Annotated in this window: 10 protein-coding genes; 2 read left to right on the top strand and 8 right to left on the bottom strand. The window is 61.6% G+C overall.

The genetic code is table 11. The features are described 5' to 3' along the window. The first annotated feature begins 149 nt into the window (after positions 1 to 149). On the top strand, positions 150 to 1,871 hold the full coding sequence (ettA, locus tag Q0H23_RS00410) for an energy-dependent translational throttle protein EttA (protein WP_293834544.1): 1,722 nt from the start codon (positions 150 to 152) through the stop codon (positions 1,869 to 1,871). After that, the gene (locus tag Q0H23_RS00405; protein ID WP_293834542.1) at positions 1,816 to 3,564 is read left to right on the top strand and encodes a hypothetical protein; all 1,749 of its coding nucleotides are present in this window, start codon (positions 1,816 to 1,818) and stop codon (positions 3,562 to 3,564) included. The genes ettA and Q0H23_RS00405 overlap by 56 nt, the downstream gene beginning before the upstream one ends. On the opposite strand, the gene Q0H23_RS00400 is transcribed toward Q0H23_RS00405, so the two are convergent. From Q0H23_RS00400 to Q0H23_RS00365, 8 genes are all read right to left on the bottom strand, one after another. Beyond that, positions 3,530 to 5,605 carry a sulfatase-like hydrolase/transferase gene (locus Q0H23_RS00400; RefSeq protein ID WP_293834541.1) on the bottom strand — a complete coding sequence of 692 codons (2,076 nt, stop codon included), beginning with the start codon at positions 5,603 to 5,605 and terminating at the stop codon, positions 3,530 to 3,532. The two genes, Q0H23_RS00405 and Q0H23_RS00400, sit on opposite strands and share 35 nt — an antisense overlap. Continuing rightward, entirely contained in the window at positions 5,592 to 7,553 is a 1,962-nt protein-coding gene (gene yidC, locus Q0H23_RS00395) for a membrane protein insertase YidC (RefSeq protein WP_293834539.1), read from the bottom strand. The genes Q0H23_RS00400 and yidC overlap by 14 nt, the downstream gene beginning before the upstream one ends. 157 nt (positions 7,554 to 7,710) lie before the next feature. Continuing rightward, complete coding sequence (locus Q0H23_RS00390; RefSeq protein WP_293834536.1) at positions 7,711 to 8,940, bottom strand: coproporphyrinogen-III oxidase family protein; 1,230 nt, start codon at positions 8,938 to 8,940, stop codon at positions 7,711 to 7,713. Then, positions 8,937 to 10,031 carry a tRNA-dihydrouridine synthase gene (locus tag Q0H23_RS00385; RefSeq protein ID WP_293834534.1) on the bottom strand — a complete coding sequence of 365 codons (1,095 nt, stop codon included), beginning with the start codon at positions 10,029 to 10,031 and terminating at the stop codon, positions 8,937 to 8,939. Before Q0H23_RS00385 ends, Q0H23_RS00390 begins: the two co-directional genes overlap by 4 nt. Further along, positions 10,031 to 11,839, bottom strand: a complete 1,809-nt coding sequence (gene lepA / locus Q0H23_RS00380) for a translation elongation factor 4 (RefSeq protein WP_293834532.1) — start codon at positions 11,837 to 11,839, stop codon at positions 10,031 to 10,033. Before lepA ends, Q0H23_RS00385 begins: the two co-directional genes overlap by 1 nt. A gap of 125 nt (positions 11,840 to 11,964) precedes the next feature. Beyond that, positions 11,965 to 12,228, bottom strand: coding sequence for a 30S ribosomal protein S20 (rpsT, locus tag Q0H23_RS00375; RefSeq protein ID WP_293814128.1), 264 nt, complete (start codon positions 12,226 to 12,228; stop codon positions 11,965 to 11,967). A gap of 275 nt (positions 12,229 to 12,503) precedes the next feature. Continuing rightward, on the bottom strand, positions 12,504 to 13,481 hold the full coding sequence (gene holA, locus Q0H23_RS00370; RefSeq protein WP_293834529.1) for a DNA polymerase III subunit delta: 978 nt from the start codon (positions 13,479 to 13,481) through the stop codon (positions 12,504 to 12,506). A 112-nt stretch (positions 13,482 to 13,593) separates the two neighbouring features. Beyond that, on the bottom strand, positions 13,594 to 15,306 hold the full coding sequence (locus Q0H23_RS00365) for a ComEC/Rec2 family competence protein (RefSeq protein WP_293834763.1): 1,713 nt from the start codon (positions 15,304 to 15,306) through the stop codon (positions 13,594 to 13,596). Between the last annotated feature and the right edge of the window lie 182 nt (positions 15,307 to 15,488).

Here is a 15,488-nt window from a genome sequence, read left to right as displayed (position 1 = left end):
TCCCGGAAACACTAACGCCCGTCATTCTACCCAAACATCACGGCAGCTCACAGACGATGCACGCATCTTCTGATAGTCTTGAAGCGTTTATGGCATAGCGCGGCGCGGCCGCACCCGAAACCAAGCCACCGCTACCAGGAGGTATCCAGATGGCAGAGTTCATTTATCAGATGTTCGAGGCTCGTAAGAGCGTCGGCGACAAGGTCATTCTCGATGACGTCACGCTCAGCTTCTTCCCCGGCGCCAAGATCGGCGTCGTGGGTCCCAACGGCATGGGCAAGTCCACGCTGCTCAAGGTCATGGCCGGCAAGACCGAGCTCACCAACGGCGACGCTCGCCTCACCCCGGGCTACACCGTGGGCCTGCTCGAGCAGGAGCCCCCGCTTGACGAGGACAAGACCGTCATCGAGAACGTCCGCCTCGCCTTTGGGGACACCCTCGCCAAGATCGAGCGCTTCAATCAGATCAGCGTCGAGATGGCCGATCCCGATGCGGACTTCGACGCCCTCATGACCGAGATGGGCAAGCTCCAGGATGAGATTGACGCCGTGAACGGCTGGGACCTCGATTCCCAGCTCACCCAGGCCATGGACGCCCTGCAGTGCCCGGATCCCGAAATGCCGGTAAACGTGCTTTCCGGTGGCGAGCGTAGGCGCGTCGCCCTCTGCCGCCTGCTGCTCGAGGCCCCGGACCTGCTCCTTCTCGACGAGCCCACGAACCACCTCGACGCCGAGAGCGTCCTTTGGCTCGAGAAGTTCCTCAAGAACTATCCCGGCGCCGTCCTTGCCGTTACCCACGATCGCTACTTCCTCGACAACGTCGCCGAGTGGATCTGCGAGGTCGACCGCGGCCAGCTCTACCCCTACAAGGGCAACTACTCCACCTACCTCGAAACCAAGGCGGCCCGCCTCGAGGCCCAGGGCCAGAAGGAGGCCAAGCTCGCCACGCGCCTCAAGAACGAGCTCGAGTGGGTCCGCAGCAGCCCCAAGGCCCGCCAGGCCAAGAACAAGGCGCGTCTCGAGCGCTACGAGCAGATGGAGGCCGAGGCGCGTTCCGGTCGCACCGTCAGCGTGACCGACATCCGCATCCCCACCGGCCCCCGCCTGGGCACGAAGGTCCTCGTCGCGGAGCACCTCTCCAAGAGCTTTGGCGACCGCGTCCTCATAGACGACCTCTCCTTCGAGCTGCCGCGAAACGGCATCGTCGGCGTCATCGGCCCCAACGGCGTTGGTAAGTCCACGCTCTTCAAGATGATCGTGGGCGCCGCCGTAGCCGCCGGCGACAGCTCGCTCGCAAGCTCTGCCACCGAGGAGGCCACGAGCGGCTCCATTACGCTCGGCGAGACGGTTAAACTCTCCTATGTCGATCAGATGCGCTCTGGCATCGATGGCGACAAGAACGTCTGGGAGGTCGTCTCCGACGGCAACGACTTCATCATCGTGGGCAAGGACGAGATCAACTCCCGCGCCTATGTCTCCGCGTTTGGCTTCAAGGGCCCGGACCAGCAGAAGGCTGCCGGCGTCCTCTCCGGCGGCGAGCGCAACCGCCTGAACCTCGCGCTCACGCTCAAGCAGGGCGGCAACCTGCTGCTTCTCGACGAGCCCACGAACGACCTCGACACCGAGACCCTCGAGAGCCTCGAGGAGGCCCTGCTCGCCTTCCCCGGCTGCTCCGTTATCACCTCGCACGACCGCTGGTTCCTCGACCGAGTCGCCACGCACATCCTGGCGTGGGAGGGCACCGACGAGGAGCCTGGCCGCTGGCACTGGTTCGAGGGCAACTTCGACGACTACCAGCGCGACCGCGTGCGTCGTCTTGGCGAGGAGGCTTCCAAGCCCCACCGCATCCACAGGAAGCTCACCAGGGACTAGGCAGATCAGCATGGAAGGCGAGAGGGACCAGAGAAACATAAAGAGAGGCCGTTTTGCTTGGTTCCTCTCGCTGGGTTGCGTGCTTGTTGGTGCGATCAGCCTGCTACTTGCGGCGGGCTCTCTCATCTTGACCGTCATGGGACCACTTGGAGCCATCGTCGGCGAGCGCGTTGCCTTCAACACGCCCCTGCAGCCAAAATGGGCGATTGAGATCACGGGGAGCGCCCTCGTCACCATCGCTTATGCGTCTGCGTGCCTAGCCCTTGCCAGGCACGCAGACAAAGTGAGCGAACGAGGACTCATCTGTGCATTGTCCCTCATAGCACTGGCCTTTTGCACCTGGTGGATCTTGGACAACGCGACCGCCTACAACGGATTCTCAGACTCAAGGCAGCTCACCCAATATGCCGAGGAGCTCGCAAGAGGCCAGTATTCTTCGTTCTTGCCCCGGGCAGACGCCTATGCAAATAGGCTTCCGGGAGACATGTACCTGTCCAACTATCCTTTCCAGTCTGGCATCCTGCTCATATTGGAGGGGTTCTTCAGGCTGTTTGGCACACGCGCCATCATGGCTTTCCAGTTCGCCAACGCGGCCTCAACCGTCGCGACCTCGCTCGTAGTAATCGAAATGGCGAGGACCTCAGGCATGGATAAGCCCACGCGACTCGTCGTCGAGCTCTTGACGCTCACGTTCGCGGCGCCCCTCCTCTTCTGCGTGTTTCCCTACGGCAACGCTTTGGGCCTGTGCCTCTGCATGCTCGCGATGCTCCTATGGATGAAGTCGCAGCGCTCGAGCGGAGGAAGGGCATTCGCCCAACTCGTGTCAGGTGGATTGCTCCTCCTTGTTGGGCTCATCGCAAAGTCGACCTATATCCTGGTGGCGATCGGCTTTGTCATCGTCTTCGCCATCGACTCGGCAAGGAAATCCCAATGGTGGCGCATTCCCGCGACCATCGCCCTGCTCCTACTGGCGTCGAACCTCGCCGGCTCGATTCCCGTATCGATTATGGAATCGAGGCTGGGGGTCACGTTCCCAGACAACCAACCGAAGACGATGTGGATTGCGATGGGTCTTCGCCCTGACGGAGTCCTCGGGGAGGGCATGCCCGGATGGTGGAGCACATTCGCGCTCGACAGCCAGATCAGAAACGAGGGCGATGTCACGGCCCAAGAGCACGAGGCGGAGGACTCGATTCGAGATTCTCTTGGACACTTTGCGGAAAACCCCACCTACGCTGCCTGGTTCTTCTCGAAAAAGGTTGCCTCCGAGTGGCTCGACCCAACATTCCAATCGCTCTACATCGCCTCGATCGGAACAATGAGGCCGGAAGCCGCGCCGCAAGGCACCAATGCGCCGGACGGTCGCTACGACGCATGGGACGTCAGCTTCGCCCATGGTTGGGTATGCAGAACCCTTCTCGTCGTCATGGATGGCTTCCAGACGCTTGTTTACGCTGGCGCGGCATTCGGAGCGTTCAGGCTCGCAAAGAAATCTAGAGAAGAAGGGCAGAGCGCCCTAGAATACGCTCTGCCCTGTGCCTTCTTCATTGGCTTCGTGGTCTACCTGCTCTGGGAGGCAAAGGGCATGTATGCCATGCCCTTCTTCCTCTGTCTGATCCCGCTGGCAGCGCGGGGAATCGTCTTCCTCGGAGAGGCCTCTACAGGTCGCCCTGCATCCACACCTTGCCCGTAAGGGACCAGTTGGAGAAGTCGAGGGCATCGCCGTTGATGACCCACTCGTTCATCTGGGTCTCTTGCACGCCATCGTAGATCTCATCAACGAAATAGCGCGGACGGTCGGCGTTTTCGGGGATATCGAAATACGTTGTCCCCTCACCGTAGGCAGTACCATCGCCACCCATCGCCTGAAGAACGGTCGGCTGGAAGTCGATGTGGCTCACGGGGGCCTCGGACACCTTGAGGGAGCCGGTGGCTCCGGCGGGCTTCACCAGGCAGATGGGCGAGACGGGGTTGGTCAGGCCGTCAGCCCGCTTGTTGACGGGAGAGCCGTGGATGCCCGAGTTCCAATATCCGTGGTCTGCGGTGACGATGATGGTGGTGTCGTCATAGGCGCCGAGCCTCTTGAGCTCGTCGAAATACCGCTGGAGGATCGTGAAGGTGCCGCGGGTCTGACGGACCATGTCCGTGCCGCCCTCGGGTTGGTTCATCTCCTCGTCATACGTGAAGGGTACGTGGGCGCCGTTGAGGTGGATGAACTTGAAAGCACCGTCGGACTCCGTGTCCTCGGAGACGGTAAGGCCGCGCTCGCAAAGCTCGCGGTAGTAGGCGCCGTCGTCGAGAACGTACGGGGAAGACGCATCGCTCTCGGGACCCGTCCCGGAGGCGGAGCCACCAAGAACCGCCTGGTTCATATCGTCCGTGTAGTACCAGAACATTGGCTTCGCGACCCAGGGGGCGTTGCGATAGAGGGCGACCTTGTAAAGAATTGAGACCGTGCCGAAAGCGTCAACCCTTCTGTCGCTCGAAGACTTGATGTTGACCGTTTGATCGCCGACGATCTGCTTGTAGCTGTAGAGGCAATCGGCGTAGAGCGACACCGAGTAATTCTGCGCACGCATGTCCGAAACGAAACTGCTGCGCGTGAAGCGCGTGTCGATGTAGTGCTGGAAGTCCTCGCCGCCCTGGAGCATCTGGCCGGAGACGAGGAAGGGGACGCCATAGGCCGTGGGGATCATGGAACCGACGGAGTTCCTGAAGTAGATGAAGCCCTCATAACCCTCGAGGGTGTCGGGATACTGCTCGAGAACGCAGTCGAACTCCTGTGTGTCGACAGTGTCGATGCAAAAGACCACGACGTTGCTCTTGTCGGAGACCTCGAACAGGCCAGCCTTCGTGACCATGTAGTCCGAGGGCGTGCCGAAGACCGCGTGCTTGATGGGGCGGGCGATGGAGATGCCCTGGACCAGGATGAGGACGACTGCGACGGTGGCGAGCGAGAGGCGGCCGAGCGCCGGGGCCCTCACGACGACCGCAACGGCTACGGCGACGAGGGTGGTCCAGACGATGACGCCGATAATCATCTTCGACGAGAAGCTCGCCCAGGCGACCTCGCGGCCGTCCGCCACCGGCAGGCCGCCGTTCAGGAGGAGCGCCTGTACGAAACCCGCGACACCAAGCGCGAACACGATGGCGACGAGCACGTCATAGGCCTTACCACGCGCGCAAGAGATCGCGAGGGCGATGACGCTCCCGATGACAAAGGCCGACCCCACGAGCAGGGCCCACACGTCGCGGATCGTGAAGAAGAGGCTGTCCGTGTTGCCGTCGACAAGCTCGAAGGAGGGGGCGACGAAGAGCGTGAACATGAAGAACGCCATAGCGAGCAGCGCGATGCCGAAGCGCTTCGACCAGGTGAGCGGGGCGCCGTCAAAGGCCCCGCCAGTCGGCTCCCTGAGCGTCGTGGGGGCAGACATCGCATAGTCCGGGTGAGAGATAGCGTTTACCTTGCTCACGCGTGTCTCGACGGTCTTTCCAGCGTTCTCGTCAACCTTGAGAAACTTCAGGACGACACGACGCAGACGCCTCCAGGCAACGCCAATCACAGCAGATAGCGCGACGGCGACACCAGCAAGCGCCTGGATCGTATAGGTCATGACACTCGGGTCTACATAGGCAAACGCGGGGGTCGCAAGCGACGCAAACAGCAATCCCGCCCCAAAGGCGAAGAAGAGAAGGTCAAAGCAAAAGACGGCAAGACTCTTAGAGGTCCTCATCTCGCTCCTCCTGGGCATCGTGGATGTCCTCGTCCTTAGCCTCAACGTCCTCGCAGGCTCGAGCATTCTGCTTCTCGAGAATCTTCCCGAGCAGGTAACGGCCAGCTGCCTCGCCGCCGTGCCCGAGGTTGAAGATCATGTGGGAGCGAACCTCCTCGATGCGGTCATGCCAGGCATCAGGATTGGAGATCATCTCCGCGATAATGTCGGGTAGCTTCGAGAGGTCGTCCGGGGAGACGGAGCGACCAACCTCGTTGCGCAGCGAGACGTCTGTCGGCTCGATGCCGAGCTCCTGCCAATCCGGGTTGCTCACCTTCATGGGGGTGTCAATAAACACGCTGGGCTTGAGCGTCACGAGCGAGAATTCGCAGAAGACGCTCGACCAGTCAGTCATGAGGACGTCAGCCTCGAGAATCGACTCGCTGGAAGAGAAGTCCTGCTCGAAGTAGAGGTCTTCCGCGGGGACATCCGCATAACGAGCCTGGAGGGCCTCCCAGCGAGCGCGGAATCGCTTCGTGTACTCGGGGTGAGGACGGACCATGACGCGCCAGCCGCGACCAAGCAGCGGACGAATGACGTCATCAGCACAGAGATCGAGGATGTTATCCTCCTGCCAGGACGGGGCGATGAGGATGCTCGGACGAGACTTCGCCTCGTGATCGCGTGCCTGGTAGGCGGCAATCTCACGATCGAGAAGGTCATAGCCAATCTCGGGAAGCTCCTTGGCGGGCAGGTTGCGGAGCTTCTCCGCGGCGCGGACCTCGTCACGCTGATGCGGGCCCACGCAAAGGAGAGCGTCGTAGTTGTCATAGGCCTCGCGGCGGGCAGTGAGGATCGTCGAGGTCATGTGGTGGAACATAAACGCGTAGAAGGCATCCTTCTTCACGTAGGAGCGCTTGATGTAGAAGTTATCGAGGTCCTCAAGCGTCATGACCACGACGTCTGCGTCCATCTTCATCATGAGGGTGATGAGGCGCTTCTCGCCGATGTAGTACGGGAGAACGCGCGGATGGCTCTTCGCGTACTCGAAGACCTGGTCGTTCGGGTCTCCAGTGACGTAGTGGATGCAGACATCAGAGTTAGCGAGAAGCCACTCGATGGCACCTTGGAAGTAGCGCCAGAAGCCGCTGCGCTCGGAATAAAAGACGACGTGCTTGCCAACGATAGAGAAGAATCGCTTGTAATCCGCCTTCTCGCGCTTGGCGAGCGGGTCGGGCTTCCACCAGGGACCCTTCTTCTTGGAGAGGTTGTTAAGCTCCGCAAGCTCGACCTTGGAGGCGGAGAGGTCATCGTAGTCGACGTACTTCGCCGGGCGAATGATGAGGTTGCACGCGGCCTGGACCACGACGGACAGTAGGTTGGAGCACACCCAGTAGAAGGCCATGCCCGCAGCGACGTAAATGCCCAAGAAGAACGAGAGCGCGATGGACAGGCCATTGGTCGAGTTCTTCTCGGCGGTGGACTGCTCGCGCTGGAGCGGGTTGATGTGGTTGGAGGCCACGCCCATGACGACGGCGGAAAGCGTCGCGAGGATGGGCATGATCCAGGAAGTCCCACCATCCTCCATGGGCACAAGGCCGAGGAATTCGGTACCGGCGGCACCCGAATCCGTGATGGCGTGGATGACGTCGACGAGGCCGAACAGGATGATGATCTGCACGGCAAGGGGAATGAGCGAGAGCAGCGGGTGGTAGTGGTACTCGCGGTTGAGCTCGCTCTGGCGTTCGCCAATCTGCTCCTGATCGCCGAAGTACTTCACCTTCACGCGGTTGAGGGCAGGCATCATGCGCACCATGATGATGGAGTTCCACTGGCACCACAGCGACAGCGGCATGAGAACCACCTTCACGATGAGCGTGAAGAGGAGGATGGTGAGCCACCAGTTCTGCGTGAGGTCATAACACGGACGCATGACGGCCATGAAGATGTCTGTGATCCAGGAAAGCAAGGCTATCTCCCAATTCGGCGCCGGAATACCGGCAGTATTTTTGCAGCCCCATCAGAATAACCGTTTATATTGTCCCAGGTTGTTCACGTGTTTACTCATATCGGATAGCGTGAACCGCAGCAGTAGTCCTCAACATTAGGAGCGCAGAGGACGAACTCTATCCTTCGCTCGCAAGGTTCCAAAGGGGACCATATAGCTCGTTGCCGAGCAACCACCCCTTTTTGGTCGGAACGAGCGAGCCGCAGTCGGCCGCCACGAGATAGCCGTTGCCGATAAGGGCGGAGAAGCACTCCCCCACACGGTTTTCTCCAAGAACATGACGGGCGCGTGCCTGAAGTGCGGCGGGGATTCCGTCAGTCATCCTCGCGGCCAGCATGAGGTCCTCGGCCACGGCCTCGGTCTCGGTCATCTGCTCGACTTCAAAGCTAAGCTCGGCAAGGGAACGCACCCGCGCGTATGCGCGAACGTCATCCGACGACGTGAGCCTGAAGCGCCAGGCGCCATCCGAAGGAGCCGGAAGGGAGGACACCACAGTTTGAAGGGCTTCGTATTCGGGCAGGCTCAGCATGCTAGCCGCGGAGACTCCGAGGCCAAGATACGGGATGCCCGTCCAATAGGCAATGTTGTGTTGGCAGCGTTTTCCAGGCTGGGCGTAACTCGCAACTTCATATCGCGAATATCCAGCGGACTCGAAGACGTCGAACGCCGTCTCCATGTCATCCGCCTCGGTATCGTCCGAGGGCCAGGGGACCTCGCCGGACTCGCACATGCGCTCGAGTGGGGTGCCGGGTTCGATCATGAGCGGGTAGCAGCTCACATGCCCAACGCCAAGCTCGACTGCCCGCGCGAGGGACTTGTGCCAAGACTCCGGAGTCTGGAAGGGAATTCCGCACATAAGGTCAAGGGACACGTCGAGACCCGAAGCCACGGCGGCGGCTACGCGATCAGAGGCAAGCCCGGCCGTATGCACGCGACCAAGGCCCCGGAGCTCACGGTCATCAAAGCTCTGGACGCCAATAGAGACGCGCGTCGCCCCGGAGACGACAGTGGCACCGAGGACCTCGTCGGTTAAAGACTCGGGATTCGCCTCAAAGCTAAGCTCGCGGACGGACGGCACCGAGCGAACGGCCGAGACGAGCGAAGAGAGGCTCTTGGCACCAAGCATCGTCGGCGTGCCACCGCCTAGGTAGGCGGTCTGGCACTCCGCAAGGAATCCGAGCTCGCGAGCCTCTTCGACCAGGTTCTCAAGCGAGGACGCATAGGCCGCCATAAGCGGGTCATCATGACGGGTCGCCGCCGTCGAGAAGTCACAATAGCGACAGCGCCTCACGCAGAAGGGGACATGGAGATAGAACGCGCCGACGCCGGCAGAGGGACGTGGCGTCACAGCGTTGCCTCGAGCTCGTCGGCGAGGGCAAGGTAGTCAGCGACGTCACGGCAGTGCATAGCCCTCTCGCGCCACGCCGCGGCCTCAGGAACGCCACGGAGATACCATCCGGCCAGGCTGCGAGCGCGGGCCATATGCGCGCCCGTCGCGACGAGCAGCCGGACATGAAGCCTGAAGGCAGCGAGCCGCATCCTGGGCGTGACCTCGATCTCCCCTTCCCCCGCAAGCACGCGGCGAGCGTTATCAAAGATCCAAGGGTCGCCATAGCTTCCGCGCGCCACGAAGCAGGCGGCAGCGCCCGTATCAGATAGCAGGCGAGTGGCGCGAGCAGCGTCTAACGCGTCGCCAGAAGCGATGACGGGCACACTCACCGCCTCGACGACCTCCGCTATCGCGGCGGGATCTGACTCGCCGCGATACATCTGGGACGCCAAGCGCCCGTGGACGGCAATGGCGGACGCGCCAGCCGCCTCCATGGCACGGGCGAAGTCCGGACCCACGATCTTACCGGGCGTGCGGCCAACGCGAATCTTGACGGTAACCGGAACGTCTAGAGAGTCGACGAGCGCGCGAACGATCTTTGCGGCGAGCTCAGGCTCATCAAGAAGCGCAGAGCCAGCTCCCCCCTTGGTAACCTTAGGGACGGGGCAGGCCATGTTGACGTCGACGAGCGTAAGACGATCGCCGACGCGCTCGGCCACCAGAGGCGCCGCCTCGCGGAAGTGCTCCGGGTCAGCGCCGAAGAGCTGCACGGCAAGATCCGGCTCCGCCTGGTTGGGCTCGACCAGCTGCCAGGTCTTCTCACTCTTATAGTGGATACCCGTCACGGAGACCATCTCGGTGTACGCGATGGCGGCGCCACCCGCACGCGCCATGATCCTATAGGCGGAATCCGTGACGCTCGCCATGGGAGCCATGAGAAACGGGTTGGCGGAAAGCCGGTCCGCCAAGGAACCGGCCTCGCTGCTGGCAAAAGGAGCGGGCGGCCAGGACAGGCCTGCGGAAGCGGCACCCTCCTCCATGACGCGAGCAGCGGCATCGCTCATCGCGAGCGCGCGCTGCTCGTCCGTGCGAACTGAAGAACGTGCCACTATTCGTCCACCTTGAGAATCGCCATGAAGGCCTCCTGCGGCACGTCGACCGAACCGATGGCCTTCATGCGCTTCTTGCCCTCCTTCTGCTTCTCGAGGAGCTTGCGCTTACGCGAGATGTCGCCGCCGTAGCACTTGGCGAGGACGTCCTTGCGCATGGCCTTAACGGTGGAACGCGCAATGATCTTGTTGCCGATAGCCCCCTGGATAGGCACCTCGAACTGCTGGCGCGGGATGATCTCCTTGAGCTTGTCGCAAAGGCCGCGCGCGAGCGTGTAGGCCTTGTCCTTGTGGACGATGAACGACAGCGCGTCGACCTCGTCGCCGGACAGCAGGATGTCGAGCTTCACGAGGTCGCTCGGTCGATACTCGGAGAACTCGTAGTCAAGCGAGGCATAGCCCTTCGTGCGGCTCTTGAGCTGGTCGAAGAAGTCGAGGATAAGCTCCGCGAGGGGCATGTCGAACTGCATCTCGACGGACTTCTGCGTGAGGTGGACCATGTTCGTTGTGACGCCGCGATGCTCGATGGCAAGCTGCATGACCGCACCCGTAAACTCGGGCGGGCAGATGATCTTCGCCTTGAGGAAGGGCTCCTCGATGTGGTCGATGCAGGTGACATCAGGGAGGTCCTGGGGGCTGCGGACGCCCACCATCTCGCCGTCAGTCTTGTACACGTGATAGTCGACCGAGGGGCTCGTCGCGATGAGGTCGAGGTTGAACTCTCGCTCGAGGCGCTCCTTGACGACCTCCATATGAAGGAGACCGAGGAAGCCCACGCGGAAGCCAAAGCCGAGGGCCACGGAGGTCTCGGGCGTCCAGACGAGCGACGGATCGTTGACGTGAAGCTTCTCGAGGGCGTCGCGAAGGTTCTCGTACTCTTTGTTGTCCACCGGGAAGAGTCCGGTGTAGACCATGGGCTTCGCCTCGCGATAGCCCGGCATGGGGGCGTCGCAGGGCCTCTCAGCAAGCGTGATGGTGTCGCCGACGCGCACGGCCTCGGGATCCTTGAGACCGGTAACGACGAAGCCAACCTCGCCCACACCGAGCTCGCCGACGAGGGTCTCCGCGGGACGCTTGACGCCCACGCCGTCAGCCAAGAAGCGCTCTCCGCCCTGCATCATGAGGAGGTCGTCGCCCTTGGCGATGTGACCGTCGAACACACGCACGGTGGCGACGACGCCACGGTACTCGTCGAAGTAGGAGTCGAGGATCAGCGCCTTGAGCGGAGCGTTGTAGTCTCCTTTGGGAGGCGAGATGAGGAAGACGATCGACTCAAGAAGGTCATGGATACCCTCGCCCGTCTTGCCAGATACGCAAACAGCGTCGTCGGCAGGAATGGCGAGCTCCTCCTCGATCTCCTCCTTGACCTCCTCGGGATGGGCGCTCGGAAGGTCGATCTTGTTGATCGCGGGAACAATATCGAGGTTGGCGTTCATGGCGAGGCTGGCGTTGGAGACCGTCTGCGCCTCGACGCCCTGGGTGGAGTCGACGACGAGAACGGCACCCTCGCACGCGGCGAGCGATCGCGAGACCTCATAGGTAAAGTCCACGTGACCCGGGGTGTCGATGAGGTTGAACTGGTAGGTCTCGCCATCATCCGCGTCATACATCACGCGAACGGCGTTGCTCTTGATCGTGATGCCGCGCTCGCGCTCGATATCCATCGTATCGAGAAGCTGCGACTCCATGTCGCGCTCCTCAACCGTACGAGTGAGCTCGAGGATGCGATCAGAGATGGTGGACTTGCCATGGTCGATGTGAGCGACGATGGAAAAGTTCCTGATGTGGGATGTGTCTGTAGTAGTCATGTGGACGATGATACCGCATGCACGCGAAAAGCAGCGGGAAGAGAACTTGCCTAGCGAATCTCGCACAAAAGAAGCCCCGCCGGCCAGCACGCCGACGGGGCTTCTACAAAACAATGAAACAGAAGCTACTTGATGGTGTTCACGAGCTTCTGGACGCCAGACTTACGCTGGGCAGCCTGGTTCTTGTGGATGATGCCCTTGGAAGCGGCCTTGTCGAGCAGACGACCAGCCTTGTTGGCCTCAGCCTGAGCGAGCTCGGCGTCCTTAGCCTCAACGGCAGCGCGAACGCGCTTGACAGCCGTCTTGAGCTCAGAGCGGACGGCCTTGTTGCGCATACGAGCCTTCTCGGCGGTGATGATGCGCTTCTTCTGCGACTTAATGTTAGCCACGTGCAGATCCTTTCAATTTCTTCTATGCGAGGCCCCTGTTGGCAAGTGGAGTGGGGTTCCACAAGCCGGACACGGCAAGGTCAACCTCGCCACTATAGCAAAACTACAAGGACTTGTGGCCGAAACACGAGGAATCACAAGTTTCTGACGAGAATTAGTGGCCAGAAAGCCGTCGCGATACCGCCAGAGGCAATGCCCTGCCACTCCGCAACCACAGCGATGGGTTTCTCCACCCAGACGTCGAGCGGACTCGGGCTCCGCCAAGCCAACCCGCATCAGCGAAGCACGAGCCCCGGCGTCGTCATCGCAAGCAGGAGGCGCTCGAAGGCGGCGTCAGAATCCGCGCTGCCCTTGAGGGCTCGCACGCACGACGCCGCCTCGGAGAGGAGGGCCTCCAACTCGCCGGAAGCAAATCGAGATGCCCAGCGAGAATGGTTCTTCACCTGCCAGGGAGCACGCCCAAGCTCACCCGCAAGCGACGAACCGGCACCACGCGCCGCGAGGGATTTCGCACAAATGAGCTCGCGAATGCGCCCAACGAGAACGGAGTGGAGAAACACGAGGGACGGGTTGTCCATAAGGCGATACATGCGCAGCGCGCGAGCAGCATCTCGCTCACAGGCCGCGTCGGCGAACGCCCAGGGGCTAACCTCGGCAGTCTGCGCGACGTTCGCCTCGACGTCAGCGAGCGTGATGCGACCGCTGGCACGGAGGAGCTCAGCCAGCGTCGCAACCTGGTTATCGAGGGCGACAGTCGCCTCGCCGACGCGATTGACGAGCTCCTCCGCAGCGGCGTTGTCCATGAACATGCCATGACCGGCGGCAAGCTTGACGACATAGGGAGGGAGCTCCCAACGCTTGAGCGGGGAGCAATCGATAACCGACTTCGCACCCACCTTGGCGACCGCCTTGTACAGGCGCGTGTTCTTGGCGAGCTTCTCGGCATCGAGGCAGAGGACGCAGGAGGGGTTGGGGTCAGCGAGATAGCTAACGACTGCCTCCGAGACGGCCTTAACGAGCTTATCCGCCTCATGGACGATGACGAGGCGGAAGTCCGCGCAGAAGGGCATTGTCTCCAGCGAAGACACGAGGGTCATCGGGTCTTCGATCTGCGAGCCCTGGAGCTCGTCGAGGTTGAAATCCGCCATGTCAGACGGCACGCGGGAGCGAAGTCTCCGCACGGCGGTGTCACGCTTGAGCTCGTCGGCACCAACGACGAGATATGCGGCAAGCAACGCTGCTCCTTCAGCCATCTCTCCCCCAAACCGTTATGTTTTCCGTGTCTGATTGTAGCCGCTTGATGCGATTCGCCCATCCCCAACGCAACGCGAGACGTCACCACGTGGCGAGCAATCGCCACCAAAATCATCTCTGGCACACAACGCGAGGAGGCGCGTTATCAGGCGAGGGCTCGACCCGAACGTCCCCGTGCTCGATCGTGCAGAGAAACATAGCACCCGCAGACTCGAGGGTCTCTATGCACTCGGACGTCGGGTGCCCATAGGAATTGCCCTCCCCCGCACTTGCCACCGCGAACTCGGGCCTCAAAGTCTGGGCCTGGTCGAGCGATATTGAGACTCGAGAGCCATGATGCCCAACCTTTAGGACATCGATGTCGCCAACGTCGTTCTGATACTCCTCCAGCTGCTCTTGCTCGGCGTCGCCCGTGAGCAGCATCTCTAACGAGCAGCCATCGCCATCATAGGAGAGGACGAAGCAAAGGGAGTCTTCGTTCTCCGATCCGTCTGTAGGACCATGGGGCCAAACGCACCCCATCGAATAGGAACCAAGTCGCAGGACATCCCCATCCGCTATCTCGCCGGGAGCAGCCCCTGTAAGGTCTCGCACCGAGCCTTCGAGCTCATCCGGCAGGTTTCCGGAAGCTCCCTCGCCTACATATACCGCATCGACCCCTATAAGGCCGACGAGATCGTCCAAGCCTCCGTAATGGTCTTCGTGAAGGTGCGTGATGACCACGGCGTCAAGGTGATACACGTGGTTCCTCGCGAGGGCCGAGGAAAGGCTCCCCTCGAGGCCGCAATCGACAAGGATCGCGTGGGGACCTTGGCGAATGAGGATGGCATCCCCCTGGCCGACATCGAGAATTGTGACGCTAGGGCCCACAAGCACGCAGGAAAGCAACACATAGGCACCGGCGACGACCGTCGCAGCCGATATCGTTCCCAAGAGGGCCCGGCGGGAGGGCCGAGGCCACACGACCAGCACAACGGCCATGACAAGCAGGGGGACATACTCGGCCCACGCCGGCAAGCAAACGGGAATGCAGGCGAGGGGCAGCTTTCCCAAGCCTCGAACGAAACAAATGACGATCTCGCAGAGCGTCGCATCCAGACTCAATACCAAGCTTCCGAGAAACGGTAGCCATGAAATCGCAGCCCCCGCAAGGCCAAGCGACACAAGCGGGGTGAACAAAGGCCCGATCAACACGTTTGCGAGGGTCGAGACGAGTGAAAGGCGCCCGAACGTCATCGCGCAAGTCCCTGCAGTCGCCAGTTGGCAGACGAGAGAGACGGCAATCGCGGAGCGTAACGAGCGAAGTAACGCTCTACCCCGCCTTCTGAGTCGATAGGGAACTTTGATTCCGTCCTTACGAAGAAACGACACTAAGGAAATGCGAGCTAGAAGGGCATCCGCGTACGAGCCAAACAAGGCGAGCGCGATGACGGACGAGACCGAAAGCCTGAACCCAAGGTCACAAGAGCAATAGGGGTCCAAGGCGCACATCGCGAGGCATGCGACGGCGACGCCAGACGGGGAATGAGACCTCCTGCCCAGTGACCTCCCACACCGAGAGGCAAGCAACATCACCCAGGCGCGCACGGCGCTTGACGGGCAGGCGCAGAAAACGACGTAGACAGCACTCGACGCAAGCACGGAGAGAACCCGAACACGAAGGCCTACGCCCACAAGACCGAGCAGGGTCTCGACACCACCGGCCATCACTGCGAGATGAGCGCCAGACACCGCGATGAGATGAGATAACCCGACGGACGCGAACGCGTCATCAAGGCCTCGCTCCTTGAGGTCCGCTCTCGAACCTGCCACCAGGCCAGCCATGAGGGCGCGGCCATCACCAGAAGACGGGTCAATGGCACGAAGCGCCCATGCGCGAAAGGACGCAAGAGCCCCTTCCACGCCGGTCGCGGGTGCCACCCCCGTGACTCGAATCATCTTTACCTTGCCGCAAAGCCCTTGGGACCGGCTCGTGCGCCCCCAATCATCGTTCCCGTTTGCCGAGA

Origin of the sequence: uncultured Parolsenella sp. (genome assembly GCF_934660935.1) — a bacterium.
Taxonomy (GTDB): Bacteria; Actinomycetota; Coriobacteriia; order Coriobacteriales; family Atopobiaceae; genus Parolsenella.
Note: the sequence above shows the minus strand (reverse complement) of the source record. Positions and strands in the feature narration are given on the sequence as shown.

What these genes read in the sequence shown, in the direction of transcription:
- holA (WP_293834529.1), bottom strand. Translation starts at nt 13,481, where the DNA reads ATGGCTGAAGGAGCAGCGTTGCTTGCCGCATATCTCGTCGTTGGTGCC.
- ettA (WP_293834544.1), top strand. Translation starts at nt 150, where the DNA reads ATGGCAGAGTTCATTTATCAGATGTTCGAGGCTCGTAAGAGCGTCGGC.
- Q0H23_RS00365 (WP_293834763.1), bottom strand. Translation starts at nt 15,306, where the DNA reads ATGGCTGGCCTGGTGGCAGGTTCGAGAGCGGACCTCAAGGAGCGAGGC.
- lepA (WP_293834532.1), bottom strand. Translation starts at nt 11,839, where the DNA reads ATGACTACTACAGACACATCCCACATCAGGAACTTTTCCATCGTCGCT.
- Q0H23_RS00400 (WP_293834541.1), bottom strand. Translation starts at nt 5,605, where the DNA reads ATGAGGACCTCTAAGAGTCTTGCCGTCTTTTGCTTTGACCTTCTCTTC.